The following is a 12,467-nucleotide window of genomic DNA, read 5'->3' as shown; positions in this document are numbered from 1 at the left end:
GGTGCTGGCCCGCATGCTGCCGGCCCAGCGGCCGCGGCCGGCGTGGCCGCCCGCCTTCCCGCCAGGTCGCCCGGGGGCGATCGTGGCGGTGCCGGGCGACCTCGACGCCTCGACCCAGATCGTCCACTTCGACCCGCCGGGCTGAGCCCGCGCCGTTCGGGTATGGAGCGCTTCCGGTCGCTCGGATAGCCTGTCGGCATGGCGAGGGAAGTCGTGCCGCGGCCCGGTGTCGAGACGATGCGTGCGGCCGACGCCGACCGGCACAAGATCGCCGACCAGTTGAAGGCCGCGCTCGAGGAGGGCCGCCTCTCCCTGGGCGAATACGACGACCGGCTGCGCGAGGTCTACGCCGCCCGCACCTACGCAGACCTGCTCGGCCTGGTGGCCGACCTGCCGAAGGCCGGGCTGAGCGCCGCCGACGTCAACGCGCGCCGCCTGGCCGAGGCGCGCCGCCAGGCCCGCAGGATGCCGCTGGCGCTGCAGGTCCTCTGGACCATCTGGGCGTCGGTGGTGGCCGTCAACGTCGCGGTGTGGTTCCTGGTCGAGGTCACGGTCGCCGGCCACGTCTATCCGTGGCCGATCTGGCTGCTGGCGCCGGGCGCCGCGCTCTTCGCCACCACGATCGGCGTGCAGTCGATCCGGAGGCAGCAGCGCCGGTGACGCCCGCCCGGGTGTGGCGCACTTCATGCACCGAGTGCAAGTTGCACCGAGTGCAGGCGACGTACCGTCGGATCCGTGGTCGTTTCGAGCCCAGTACGGGAACGTAAGAAGCGCGAGACCTGGCGTCTCGTGCACTCCACCGCGCTGCGGCTGATGACCGAGCGCGGCTTCGACGCGGTGTCGGTCGACGACATCGTGGCCGCCGCCGGCGTCTCCCGGCGCACCTTCTTCAACTACTTCGCCGACAAGGAGTCGGTGGTCTTCGACCCCGACCCCGACGACGCCGCCCTCTGGGCCGCCCTGCTCGCCGGACGCCCGCCCGGCGAGCCGCTCTGGTCCTCGCTGCGCGAAGTCCTGGTCGGCTACACGGGCGCCACCGCCGAACGGATGCTGCTGCAGCGCCGCGTGCGGCTGGCCTCGCCCGAGCTGTCGGGTTGCTCCCGCGAGGTCGCCGACCGGTTCTGGGCCGCGGTCCGCGAGTGGGCCGCCGCCCGGACCGGCCTCGACCCGCTGCGGCTCGACCTCACCGTCAACGCCGCCCGCACGGTGCTCAACACGGCCTGCCCGCACTGGGACGCCGACAGCGGCATCGCCGGCCTGCACGAACTCCTCGGCGCCGGCTTCGACTTCGTCCACCCTTCCCACTCCGAACGGATCAGCTCATGAGTCGCGTACCCCTGTCCGTGCTTGACCTCGCCACCGTCCGCGAGGGGCACGACAGCGCCGACGCGCTGCGCGGCACGACCGAGATCGCGCGCACCGCGGACGAGTTCGGCTACGCCCGCTTCTGGGTCGCGGAGCACCACAACATGCCCGCCGTCGCGTCCACGTCGCCGCCGGTGCTGATCGCGCACGTCGCGGCCAACACCGAACGCATCAGGGTCGGCTCCGGCGGGGTCATGCTGCCCAACCACATGCCGTTCGTGGTCGCCGAGCAGTTCGCCCTGCTCGAGGCCCTGCACCCCGGCCGCATCGACCTCGGCATCGGCCGGGCGCCCGGCACCGACCAGGCCACCGCCGCCGCGCTGCGCGGCGGCTCACCGCACCTGACCGTCGAGCAGTTCCCCGACCACCTCGCCATGGTGCTGGCGCTGCTCGGCGACGACCGGGTGGCCCCGGAGCGGGCCGGCCGGCTGCGGGCGACGCCGGCGCCGCGGACATTCCCCGAGGTCTGGATGCTCGGCTCGTCCACCTACGGCGCACAGGTGGCGGCCGCGCTGGGGCTGCCGTTCTGCTACGCGTACCACTTCGCCATGACCTCCGATGTGGACACCGCGGCGCGGCTCTACCGCTCGGCCTTCCAGCCCTCGCCGCGGTACCCCGAGCCGCACCTCATGGTCAGCGCCTCGGTGCTGGCCGCGGAGACCCGGGAGGAGGCCCAGTTCCTGGCCGGCCCGAGCCGGATCGTCGCGCTGAGCCTGCGTACCGGTCGTCTCGGCCCGATCGTCTCCCCGGAATCGGCGGCCACCTTCGAACTGTCCGACCTGGACCGCGGCATCCTCGACCAGCTGCCGGGCACCCAGTACGCCGGCACCGCCGACGACGTCGTCGCGGACCTGGACGCGCTGGTCGAGCGCACCGGCGCGAACGAGCTGATCCTGGCCGGCGCGGCCTACGACCCGGCGACCCGGCAGGACTCGCTGGCCCGCATCGCGAAGGCCTGGGGCACGCCGAATTAGGGTGCGCGACGCGGGGCCCGCGGCCCAGGATGGTGACATGACTTGGCACATCACCGGCAGCGTCGACGACTTCCTGGCCGGCGCCGGCGAGTTCCTGCGCTCGAGGCCGGTGGAGAACACGGTCCTCCTCACGGTGAGCGACACCCTGCGGCAGCGCGGGCCCTACGCCTACGGCGACGAGCCGCCGGTGTTCGGCTGGTGCGACGGCGGCGGCGCCTTCCTGCGTACGCCGCCACGCGCCGCGGTGCTCAGCGCGATGTCCCCGGCCGCCGCGGCGGAGCTGGCCGGCCGCCTCTGCGGCGATCCGCTGCCGAGCGTCATCGCGCCCGACGCGGTCGCGGAGGCCTTCTCCCTCGAGTGGCAGCGACGCACCGGTACGACCCCGCGCGTCGCCCGGCGCCAGCGCCTGTTCCGCCTCGCCGCGCTGGCCCCGCCGGCCCCGCCGGCGCCCGGCCGGGCCCGCGTCGCCGGCGCCAACGACCGCGGCCTGCTCGTCGACTGGACGAGGGCGTTCCTGCGCGAGGTCGGCGAGTCGTCACTGAACGCCGAGGAGCTCGTCGACGACAGGCTCTCGTACGGTGGCCTGCGACTGTGGGAGGCCGACGGGAGCCCGGTGTCGATGGCCGGGGTCTCCCGCGCGGAGGCCGGCATGGTCCGGGTGATGAGCGTCTACACGCCGCGTGAACACCGGACCCGCGGCTACGCGGGCGCGGTCACCGTCGCGGTCAGCCGGGCCGCCCTGGACGCGGGCGCGGGCGACGTGGTGCTCTTCACCGACATCGACAACCCGACCAGCAACGCCCTCTATCAGCGAATCGGCTACACGCCGATCGAGGACCGCAGCCTAGTGGAGTTCGCCTCATGACCGATGCCGTCGTTCTGCAGGTAAACCTGGCCGTACCCGAGACGAGCAACGCCAAGCACGTCGGCACGACGGGCATCAACAAGCAGCCGGTCGACCATCCCGTCGCGGTGCGGGCGCCGGGCCCGAAACGCACCGGGCTGCACAGTGGCCTGGTCGGGGACCAGATCTTCGACACCGAGCACCACGGCGGCGACGAACAGGCCGTCTACGCGTACGCCCGCGAGGACTACGACTGGTGGGAGAAGGAACTCGACCGGAAGCTGCCCAGCGGCCTGTTCGGCGAGAACCTGACCACCGCGGGCCTGGACGTCAACGGCGCGCTGCTCGGCGAGGCCTGGCAGATCGGCGACGAGCTGGTGCTGCAGACCACCTTCGGCCGCATCCCGTGCGCGACCTTCCAGTGGAAGATGGCGGAACCGCGCTGGGTGAAGCGCTTCGGCGCGGAACGCAGGCCGGGCGCCTACCTGCGCGTGCTCCGGCCCGGCAGCGTCCGGGCCGGCGCCCGCGTCGAGATCGTCGACCGCCCGGACCACGGCGTCACCGTCGCGGACAGCTTCCACGCCTGGCTCCACGAGCCGGAGCTCCTGCGCGGCTACCTGGACCTGGACCTGGACGAGACGCTGAAGAAGGAATTCCGGGGGCGCCTGAAGATCTAGGGATTTGAGAGAGCACTGCTCTTGACAGAGAACGGCCTTAGCGTGTTATCTGATCTCAGATGAGAGCAGTGCTCTCTCCACTGAGGAGGACGCGTGCGCTACCTGACACCCAAGAGCTCCAGCAACGCCTTCAACAACGCCGCCAAGTGGCTCACCGCCCGCGGCGTCAGCCTGCTGGGCAGCCGCGTCCTCGCCGTGCGCGGCCGCAAGAGCGGCGAGACCCGCACCACGGTGGTCAACCTGTTCACCCACGAGGGCGAGCGCTACCTGCTCGCGCCCCGCGGCCACACCCAATGGGTGCGCAACCTGCGCGCCGCCGGCGAGGGCGAGCTGCGCCTCGGCCGCCGCGTCCAGCACTTCACCCCGGTGGAGATCGCCGACCCGGACAAGCCGCCGCTGATCCGCATCTACCTGCGCAAGTGGGCCTGGGAGGCGGGCGTCTTCTTCGACGGCCTGAAGGCCGACTCCCCGGAGGCGGACATCGCCGCGGCGGCGCCCGGCTTCCCGGTCTTCCGCATCGTCCCCGACGCCGGTCCGGCACCCCGGCGCTGACCCGGGCCCGCCCGCCGGACGGGCGGCATCCCGGCCGATCCGCCCCGCTCGCGCCCCGAAGCCCGGCATACTCCCTCACCATGAGCAGGCCGTTCGTGCTGGGCGACGCCAACGGCGCGCGGTGGGTTCTCCACCCGCCACAGAATCCGTACCGGGCCGGCCGCGTCTACACGGTCGCCGCGGAGTTGCACGAGAACGGCATGACCGCGGCGACGATCGCCAAGGTCGACGGGGTCACACTGCCCGGCTTCATGGCCGGCCTCGCGGCCGACCGGCAAGGCTGGGACGGCGTACGCACCTGGCGGTCGATGGAGCACGAACTGATCTGCGACGCCCGGCACGACGGCCGCGGCGGGGTGTCGCTCGGCGTGACGCTCCAGGCGCCGGGCACCGGCTGGGGCGACACCGCCTGGTCGGCCCGGACGGTCTTCGCCCTGGAGGGCGGCGAGGAGATGACCCGGCTCGCCGCGGACCTCGCCCGGTTCCTTCTGTCGTGAGCGCCACTCCGTTCACCGGTGTCGCAGCAGCCGCCCGACGCGATGCCGGAACCGCTGCGACCGGCCGGTCATCCGCCCGGACTCGGCGAGAACGTCACCCACACCACATAGGGCCGCTCCAGAGGCAGAAGCGTATTCAGCCTCGTGTGCTCCCGCGCCGGACCCGCGCCCATGCCGGCCCGAGTCCGGGATGGGCTGTCACGTCACGGCCTCGTCGACCTCCCAGCGCAGCAGGTCACCCGGCTGGCACTCGAGCACGTCGCAGAGGGCGGCGAGGGTCGCGAAGCGCACCGCCTTGGCGCGGCCGTTCTTGAGCACCGCCAGGTTGGCGGGCGTGATCCCCACGCGTTCCGCCAGCTCGCCCACGGACATCTTCCGCTTGGCCAGCATCACGTCGATGTCGACGGCGATCGGCATCAGATCACCTCGTTCAGTTCGGCCTGCATCCGCGTCGCCTCGCCGTCGAGCGCCACGGCCTGGGCGAGCAGCATCCGCAGCACGAGCACGATGAGTGCGACCCCCAGGATGCCAAGGCCGATTCCGCCCATGATGACCGTGACGCCCGGGTCCTCCCGCTGGCCCGGCGCGTTGACGGCCGTGACCGCGAACCACACCAGGGCGGCCGACACGATCGCGCCGATCATGACGTCCACGGACCGGAAGGCGGCGTGGGAGAAAACGGTTCCGCGTCGCACCATCGACACCAGCCGCCACACGCAGACCAGGGCGACCTGGATCGACACCATGCCCAGGATCGTGATCACCCGCAGCGGGGTCAGCGGAACCGATCCGTCCTCCGGGTCATTCCCGCTGATCAACGTCCACACCATCGCCACCTGTATGAGCACGGTGCCCGTGAGCAGCACCACGAGCACAGCGCGAAGCGCACCCACCGTCAGCTTTCCCATCACGATCCTTCCATCGAATTGCGATGGAAATCTATCGTATTTCGATAGATGCGGCAAGGGCTGGGTCACCCTGACGCCAGCAGGGTGCGCAGGAACATCCATAGGCTCGCCCCGGCGACGGATGCGACGCTGTCCGGATCAGAAACCGATTCGACGAAGGCCACCTCGCCGCCCCGGACCAGAACGTAGTGGTTGCCGCAGCCGTCGCCCGCCACCGGCAACCAGCCGAGCTCGCGCCACTGTGGATGCAGGTCCAGGTGCGCTGCGATGTCGAGGAAGTCCCGATCCGGCCGCGCGCCGAAGATGCCCCCCGCGCAGATGGCCTCGCCCTTGCAGATTCGCAACCAGTCGACGAGCACCGCCGGCAGCGGCACGCCCACTCGTTGCGCAAGGTCGTCCAGGTCGGCCTCGGTGGCGCCGCCGGGGAAGGGCTGTTCTGGAGCCCGCCGCACGCCGGCCAGCAGGCGCAGTACCTCGCGTCGAGCCTCTTGGTCGCTCACCGGATGAGAATGGCAGCCAGTGCCGTGCCGAAGGTGGCCCGATTTCCCGGACGGCAGCCGAGTGAGACTCCTCACGGCTGTTCGGCCGACGATAGGAACTCCTGTGCCTGCGGTGGCGGACGGAAGACTCGGACCCCCGTGGCCTTCCCGGCGGATTTACCGGGTCAAACGTTAGGAATCGGCATGATATAGGGACGCACGGGCGAGGTCAGCCGTCGGACCTACCCGCCCGCCGGCTCCTCGGCGATTCCCGAACCGCGGCATTAGGGCAAAAGCGGATACATGAAAGATTTTGCTTCAGTTGCTACGTTACCGCTCGTGCAGATCCGCTATGTGCTCAACAACGCCTACGGAACCGGCGGCACCATCCGCAGCGTGATAAACCAGGCCAACGCCCTCTGTGCCGATCACGATGTGGAGATCGCCAGCGTCTACCGCCACGTCGACGCCCCCGCCTTCCCGATCGATCCCCGCGTGCGCCTGGTCCCGCTCACCGACCTGCTTGGCGACGGCACGCGCCGCGCGGACCCGCCCGGCGAGAAGACCCGGCTCGCGAACAAGACCCGGCGATTCAAGAACCGCTTCCCGCACCGGCACGACGCCCGCTACCGCCGCTGGGACCCCGTGGTCGACGCCACCGTGATCCGCTACTTCTGGGCCGCGAAGGACGGCGTCCTGATCACCACGCGACCCGGCCTCAACCTGCTGTCGGCCTGGTACGGCCCGCGGCGGCTGATCCGGATCGGGCAGGACCACATGAACCTCGACACCTACAAGCCGCCGCTGCGCGCGGAGATCCTGCGGGCGTACCCCCGGCTCGACGCCGTCACCGTGCTCACCGAGCACGACCTCGCCACCTACCGCGAAGCGACCGGAGGCCGCGTCCGCCTGGAGCGCGTCCCGAACGGCATCCCGCCGGCCCGGGTGCCGCCCGCCGCGCTGGAGAACAAGGTGCTCGTCGCTGCCGGCCGGCTGTCGAAGCAGAAGGGCTTCGACATGCTGATCGAGGCATTCGGCCTGATCGCCGGGCGGCACCCCGACTGGCAGTTGCGGATCTTCGGCTGGGGTGACCAGAAGGCGAAGCTTGCCACCCGGATCGGCGAGCTGGGGCTCGACGGCCAGGTGCGGCTCATGGGCGCGACCAGCAAACTGGACGAGGAGTTGGCCGGCGCCTCCGCCTACGTGCTCAGCTCCCGCTTCGAGGGCCTGCCGATGGTGCTGCTGGAGGCGGCCACCGTGGGCCTGCCCGCGGTGGCCTTCGACTGCCCGACCGGCCCGGCCGAGATCATCAAGGACGGCGCCAACGGGCTGCTGATCCCGCCGGGTGACGTGCCGGCGCTGGCCGAGGGCATGGCCCGGATGATCGAGCAACCGGACGAGCGGCGGGTGATGGGCAAGGCCGCCCTGGCCGGCAGTGACCGCTACTCCATCGACACGGTGAAGGCGATCTGGGACAACCTCTTCGCCGACCTGGCAGGCGGGCGTCCGAAGCGCTGACGATGTTTTCGGTCAGTGATCTGCCCAGTCTCGGGGCGTGAGGAAGCCGTCCCGCAATTCGGCCTCCGGGCTCCCCGGCTCCGGCTGAACGTCGAAGGCCCAGCCGGCCAGCGGCGGCAGCGACATCAGGATGGCCTCGATGTTGCCCCCGGTCTGCAGCCCGAACTTGGTGCCGCGGTCGTAGACCAGATTGAACTCGACATACCGGCCGCGGCGGTACAGCTGCCATTGCCGTTCCCGCTCGCCGTACGGCTGATCCATGCGCCGCCGCACGATCGGCAGGTAGGCCGCCGCGAGGGTGTCGATCCCGCGCCGGACCAGCGCGAGGCCGCGCTCCCAGCCGTCCGGCCCCTCGGGTCGCAGCCCGTCGAAGAAGATTCCGCCCACGCCGCGGGTCTCCCGCCGGTGCGGCAGATAGAAGTAGCGGTCGCAGGCGGTCTTGGCCTCCGGAAAGAACGCCGGATCGTGCTCGTCGCAGAAGTCCTTGAGCGTCCTGTGGAAGTGCCCGGCATCCTCGGCGTACCCGTACGAGGGGGTGAGGTCGGTGCCGCCGCCGAACCACCAGGTGTGCTCGCCCAGTTCGAAGTACCGGAAGTTGGCGTGGAACGAGGGCACGTGTGGATTCCGTGGATGCACCACGGTCGACAGCCCGGTGGCGAAGAACCCGGCCGACGGGTCCAGCCCGTACTCGGCCGCGATCGAGGCCGGCGCCTTGTCGCCGTACACGGCAGAGACGTTGACCCCGGCGCGCTCGAAGACCCGGCCGCCCTCGATCAGCCGCGCCTCGCCGCCGCCCCCGCCGGGCCGGCTCCAACTGTGCGGGTCGAAGCGCTGCTCTCCGTCGCACTCCTCGAGCGCGCGCCCGAACCGTTCCTCCCCGGCGCCGTCGATCCCTTCGCGTGGACTGGTCGGCACCTTTCGATGACCATTTTGGACAGCGGTCGTGCCAACGGGGACGCCCGGGGTGCCGCCCTCAGCGGGTCCGCCAAGGAAGCCGCGGTCACCGCCGCCGGCTCCGCGGACCTGCCCGCCGGCATCCCGAGGGCCACCCCGCCCGCGGCTTCCAGCGGTAGCCGGCCGATGGCGTTCACGCCGCAGACCCCCGCCCGCAAGAAACATCGCTCGCATCGCCGGTCGACCTAGGTTGGTCCCGGTCCTTTGCTCAAGCACTCCAATGTCCGACGGATATCGGCGGTGGTGCGGCAATGGATCAACTTGTTGGCGGCGGGACCCAGGAACGCGGCGAGGGTGCTTGCGCCGTTGGCACCGTCTCGTTCCCGCAGTTGCTCGTCGGTCGCTGGTGGCCGGGTCCGGAAGTTGTGCGCCCCGCGTGCTACCCGGACGACCGATCGCACATCCCAATCACGGCCGCCGCGTGCGCGATGCTCGATCGCACGTCGAAGGACTCGCCACGTGGTCACCGGTGTCGGCGGGTCAAGCCACACGATGACGTCGGAGGCATTGCGGAGCGCGACAGTCCAGCCCGCGTAGAGGCCGTCGACCACCCAGCCGTCTGTGGCAGCCAGCCTTCCCGCGCGTTCGCGACGGTCGTTATCGGCGACTCTCGTCCACTGCCAGAATGGGGCGTTCGGGTGGAGATCCGGAGGGTCATAGCCGATCCGGTCCAGGTCGTGATGCGGGAGTCGCAGCGCCGACGCGATGCGGCGCGCGAAGGTGGTCTTTCCGCTGCCGGGGCCTCCGACGATGAGCACCCGCCGGGTATTGGACGCCGACGTCGCGTCTCCGGGCGGCAACATGACAGCACCCTAATGGCGGACTGCCGGATGCACTGGGAATTCCGTGCGGCCGCGGGCGTACCCGATATCAAGCAGCCATGAGTGCCACGGGCAGGGCCTCTTGCCGGCCCTACGCTGCCGTCCTGAATTCCCGTACGGCGCCACTACCTCCTCCGAGCCTGTTTGCCTCCGGCGGGAGCGCTCCGGCTGTGAACTGGGAAGTCGGTCGATGGGTTCGTGGGCCGGCGCTGGACCAGGGCGACGCCGCCGAGGACGACGACCATTCCGGCGGTCATCGCCAGGGTGACGGTCTCGTCGACGACCAGGGCGCCGAGGCCGACCGCGACCAACGGAAGCAGGTAGGTGGTGGTGGAGGCGGCCGTCGGCCCCTCGTCGGCGATGAGGCGATAGTTGAGTACGTAGGCGAGGCCCGTGCCGAAGATGCCGAGAATGAGCAGGCTGGCGATCGCGTCCAGCCGCCAGTGCGGTGCGACCAGGCCGCCGAACGGCAGCGTGAACACCATCAGGACCGCGCCGGCCGCGAGCTGCGAGGCCGACAGCATGAGGGCCGGGATTCCTCGGTTGGTGAGGAATCTGCCCATGTATACGAACGAGATTCCGTAGCTGGCCGAGGCCGCCAGGATCGCCAGGCCGCCCCAGCTCGCGATCTCGCCGGCGGAATCCCACGGGGTGAAGATGAGCAGGGTGCCGGCGAAGCCGAGCGCCAGGCCCGCCCCGCGACGCGGGCTGATCGTGCGGTCGGTGCCGGCCAGGAACGCGACGAGGACCGTCCACAGCGGCGTGGTGGCGTTGATGACCCCGGCGACGTTCGATCCCACGGTGCCCTCGCCGATGCCGAAGAGGGTGTAGGGGATGGCGTTGGCGACCAGCGCGGCCACGAACAGGTGCCCCCAGATGACCCGGCCGGTGGGAAATCGCAGGCCCCGGGCGAGGGCGACCAGGGCGAGGACGAGCGCGCCGAGGGCGAGCCGGACCAGGACGATCTGGATCGGGGTGAAGCCGCGCAGGGAGAGTTTGATCCAGAGGAATCCGGAGCCCCAGAGCAGGGCGAGCAGGACGAGTCTTGCCAGGCTGCTGCGGCGCATCCGGTGCCTTCCTGGTCAGTCTTCTACGAGCATGTCCCAGTCGAGGAACTTAGGTGACGGAGACCTGGACGGGTCCGTCGTCGGCGAAATACCGGGGTTCTCCCGGCGCACGACGCGGGCGGTTGCCGGATCGAGGCAGAGCCGGTCGGCGACGTCGGGAGAAGGACCTTCCCGGGTCACGGAGCGGCATTCGGTTGCCGGGTGCGGCCCCGTTCGGGACTTCGACGCGGAAGGGGACAGGCCGGTCGCGCCGTAGCGGTTCACGCCGAGGTGTATCGGCGGGCGGACGAAGACTCCGCGCCCATGCGGGGCGACGACCGGGCCCTCGCCCTGCAGGATGCTGATCGCATCGCGGGCGGCGTTGCAGGCGGTGCCGCACCGGGCGGCGAGATCGCGCTCGGAGGAAAGCCTCGCGCCGCTGGCCGGCTCGCCGTGTTCGATGCCGGCGCGCAGGTCATCGCCGTTGTGGCCGCTCCGGCGCAGCGTGCAGGTCCTGATGAAGGGTCCAAGCGAAACGAATCGACGGCCGGCAGACGACGATGAAGCGGATCGCGGAGGAGGCCCGACCACTCGGAAGGATCTTGATCAGACTCTGCCGTGTATTCGCCGCGACGAGTGGGATCACGTCGTCACAAGTGATCGGGTGAGACTTCACGAAAGAGGCCCTCTACCGGCGTTCACGCTGGTAGAGGGCCTCTTTGTGCCTGTGTGGCGGGTAGAGGATTCGAACCTCTGTAGCTTTCGCGACGGATTTACAGTCCGCTCCCATTGGCCGCTCGGGCAACCCGCCTGGGCATGCCGCCGCAGTCGCCCGCAGCAGCGAACAACAGGATAGCCATACCGCCGGCCGGATTCACAACCGGGTACGGTCGGCATGTCGGAGGGCTGTCGCGGCCTTCCGTGGACATCGATACGTGGCCCACCAGCAGGAGTCTGATCATGGCAGCCAGTCCGTCGTTCGACATCGTCAGCAAGGTCGACGGCCAGGAGGTGGACAACGCCTTCCACCAGGCGGAAAAGGAGCTCGGGACCCGGTTCGATTTTCGGGGCACCGGGACGACCATCGCCAAGTCGGGGGAGAACGGCGTCACCATCACCTCCGAGACCGAGGAGCGGGCCGTCGCGGCGCTCGACGTCTACAAGGAGAAGCTGGTCAAGCGGAACATCTCGTTGAAGTCGCTCGAGGCCGGCGAGCCCCGGCAGTCCGGCAAGACCTACAAGATCGACTGCAAGGTGCTCGAGGGCATCGAGGCCGACAAGGCCAAGGCGATCAGCAAGAAGATCCGCGACGAGGGCCCGAAGGGCGTGCAGGCGCAGATCCAGGGGGACCAGTTGCGGGTCACCGGCAAGAAGCGTGATGACCTGCAGGCCATCATCGCCCTGCTCAAGGCCGAGGACTTCGGCGTCGCCCTGCAGTTCACCAACTACCGGTAGCCGGGCAGTTCACGAACTTCCGGTACGGCGGCGGGCGTCGGCGCAGACTGAGGGCCATGACCCTCGGTACGGCAACGCTGCTGGTCGGTGGCGCGATCGGTCTGTTCCTGGCGGTCTTCGGGGCCGCGATCCTGGTGACGGGCAGGGCGCCGGCCAGCGCGCTGCGAAACTTCGCCGGGGTGCGCGCCGCCGCCCTGTATTACCTGCTCTTCGGCCTGGCCCTGCTCCTGATGGTGCTGGGCCAGACCTTGATCGCCGGTGCGGCGAGCCTGGTGGTCGGCGCGCTGGCCGTCGCCATGGTCGGCGTCGCGGTGGTGCGGTATCGGCCGCGTCGCGGGAAGGGCGACCGCTAGGTTGGGTGACGGCGCGGCGGCGGA

18 protein-coding genes and 1 tRNA gene are annotated in these 12,467 nt (G+C 70.5%); 11 read left to right on the top strand and 8 right to left on the bottom strand.

Annotation, left to right across the window (positions count from 1 at the left end):
- Window positions 1-198: 198 nt before the first annotated feature.
- The 7 genes from AB0F10_RS29220 (at window position 199) to AB0F10_RS29190 (ending at window position 4,909) form a co-directional block, all read left to right on the top strand.
- On the top strand, window positions 199-660 hold the full coding sequence (locus tag AB0F10_RS29220; RefSeq protein WP_360631903.1) for a DUF1707 domain-containing protein: 462 nt from the start codon (window positions 199-201) through the stop codon (window positions 658-660).
- Window positions 661-735: 75 nt separating this feature from the next.
- The gene (locus tag AB0F10_RS29215; RefSeq protein WP_360631900.1) at window positions 736-1,326 is read left to right on the top strand and encodes a TetR family transcriptional regulator; all 591 of its coding nucleotides are present in this window, start codon (window positions 736-738) and stop codon (window positions 1,324-1,326) included.
- Window positions 1,323-2,339, top strand: coding sequence for an LLM class flavin-dependent oxidoreductase (locus AB0F10_RS29210; RefSeq protein ID WP_360631898.1), 1,017 nt, complete (start codon window positions 1,323-1,325; stop codon window positions 2,337-2,339). Before AB0F10_RS29215 ends, AB0F10_RS29210 begins: the two co-directional genes overlap by 4 nt.
- 37 nt (window positions 2,340-2,376) lie before the next feature.
- On the top strand, window positions 2,377-3,204 hold the full coding sequence (locus AB0F10_RS29205) for a GNAT family N-acetyltransferase (protein ID WP_360631895.1): 828 nt from the start codon (window positions 2,377-2,379) through the stop codon (window positions 3,202-3,204).
- On the top strand, window positions 3,201-3,860 hold the full coding sequence (locus tag AB0F10_RS29200) for an MOSC domain-containing protein (RefSeq protein WP_360631892.1): 660 nt from the start codon (window positions 3,201-3,203) through the stop codon (window positions 3,858-3,860). The genes AB0F10_RS29205 and AB0F10_RS29200 overlap by 4 nt, the downstream gene beginning before the upstream one ends.
- A 93-nt stretch (window positions 3,861-3,953) precedes the next feature.
- Entirely contained in the window at window positions 3,954-4,412 is a 459-nt protein-coding gene (locus tag AB0F10_RS29195; RefSeq protein WP_360631889.1) for a nitroreductase family deazaflavin-dependent oxidoreductase, read from the top strand.
- An 80-nt stretch (window positions 4,413-4,492) separates the two neighbouring features.
- Entirely contained in the window at window positions 4,493-4,909 is a 417-nt protein-coding gene (locus AB0F10_RS29190) for a DUF6228 family protein (RefSeq protein WP_360631886.1), read from the top strand.
- A 198-nt stretch (window positions 4,910-5,107) separates the two neighbouring features.
- On the opposite strand, the gene AB0F10_RS29185 is transcribed toward AB0F10_RS29190, so the two are convergent.
- From AB0F10_RS29185 to AB0F10_RS29175, 3 genes are read right to left on the bottom strand one after another with little or no spacing between them, the layout of a single operon-like run.
- Window positions 5,108-5,326, bottom strand: a complete 219-nt coding sequence (locus AB0F10_RS29185) for a helix-turn-helix transcriptional regulator (RefSeq protein ID WP_360631883.1) — start codon at window positions 5,324-5,326, stop codon at window positions 5,108-5,110.
- Complete coding sequence (locus AB0F10_RS29180) at window positions 5,326-5,886, bottom strand: DUF2975 domain-containing protein (protein ID WP_360631880.1); 561 nt, start codon at window positions 5,884-5,886, stop codon at window positions 5,326-5,328. Before AB0F10_RS29180 ends, AB0F10_RS29185 begins: the two co-directional genes overlap by 1 nt.
- Window positions 5,883-6,317 (bottom strand): SMI1/KNR4 family protein, encoded by a 435-nt coding sequence (locus AB0F10_RS29175; protein WP_360631877.1) that lies wholly within the window; start codon window positions 6,315-6,317, stop codon window positions 5,883-5,885. Before AB0F10_RS29175 ends, AB0F10_RS29180 begins: the two co-directional genes overlap by 4 nt.
- 318 nt (window positions 6,318-6,635) lie before the next feature.
- On the opposite strand from AB0F10_RS29175, the gene AB0F10_RS29170 reads away from it, so the two are divergent.
- Window positions 6,636-7,814 (top strand): glycosyltransferase family 4 protein, encoded by a 1,179-nt coding sequence (locus AB0F10_RS29170; protein ID WP_360631874.1) that lies wholly within the window; start codon window positions 6,636-6,638, stop codon window positions 7,812-7,814.
- Between the two features lie 12 nt (window positions 7,815-7,826).
- On the opposite strand, the gene hemF is transcribed toward AB0F10_RS29170, so the two are convergent.
- Complete coding sequence (gene hemF, locus AB0F10_RS29165) at window positions 7,827-8,729, bottom strand: oxygen-dependent coproporphyrinogen oxidase (RefSeq protein ID WP_360631871.1); 903 nt, start codon at window positions 8,727-8,729, stop codon at window positions 7,827-7,829.
- 6 nt (window positions 8,730-8,735) lie between these two features.
- On the opposite strand from hemF, the gene AB0F10_RS29160 reads away from it, so the two are divergent.
- Complete coding sequence (locus tag AB0F10_RS29160) at window positions 8,736-8,957, top strand: hypothetical protein (protein WP_360631868.1); 222 nt, start codon at window positions 8,736-8,738, stop codon at window positions 8,955-8,957.
- On the opposite strand, the gene AB0F10_RS29155 is transcribed toward AB0F10_RS29160, so the two are convergent.
- From AB0F10_RS29155 to AB0F10_RS29140, 4 genes are all read right to left on the bottom strand, one after another.
- Complete coding sequence (locus tag AB0F10_RS29155) at window positions 8,954-9,571, bottom strand: hypothetical protein (RefSeq protein WP_360631865.1); 618 nt, start codon at window positions 9,569-9,571, stop codon at window positions 8,954-8,956. The two genes, AB0F10_RS29160 and AB0F10_RS29155, sit on opposite strands and share 4 nt — an antisense overlap.
- 143 nt (window positions 9,572-9,714) lie before the next feature.
- Complete coding sequence (locus AB0F10_RS29150; RefSeq protein ID WP_360631862.1) at window positions 9,715-10,656, bottom strand: DMT family transporter; 942 nt, start codon at window positions 10,654-10,656, stop codon at window positions 9,715-9,717.
- Between the two features lie 15 nt (window positions 10,657-10,671).
- A complete protein-coding gene (locus tag AB0F10_RS29145; protein WP_360631859.1) occupies window positions 10,672-11,226 on the bottom strand; it encodes a GntR family transcriptional regulator in 555 nt (184 codons plus the stop codon).
- 139 nt (window positions 11,227-11,365) lie between these two features.
- Window positions 11,366-11,446 (bottom strand) — tRNA-Tyr (locus AB0F10_RS29140).
- Window positions 11,447-11,595: 149 nt separating this feature from the next.
- Between AB0F10_RS29140 and AB0F10_RS29135 the strand changes: the two genes are divergently transcribed.
- Window positions 11,596-12,090: a YajQ family cyclic di-GMP-binding protein gene (locus AB0F10_RS29135; RefSeq protein ID WP_360631856.1), complete on the top strand. Its 495-nt coding sequence runs from the start codon at window positions 11,596-11,598 to the stop codon at window positions 12,088-12,090.
- Between the two features lie 56 nt (window positions 12,091-12,146).
- Entirely contained in the window at window positions 12,147-12,443 is a 297-nt protein-coding gene (locus AB0F10_RS29130) for a hypothetical protein (protein WP_360631853.1), read from the top strand.
- Window positions 12,444-12,467 lie beyond the last annotated feature (24 nt).

Origin of the sequence: Actinoplanes sp. NPDC026623 (assembly GCF_040638275.1) — a bacterium.
In the GTDB taxonomy this organism is placed as follows: Bacteria; Actinomycetota; Actinomycetes; order Mycobacteriales; family Micromonosporaceae; genus Actinoplanes.
This window is presented reverse-complemented; position numbering and strand designations above follow the sequence as displayed.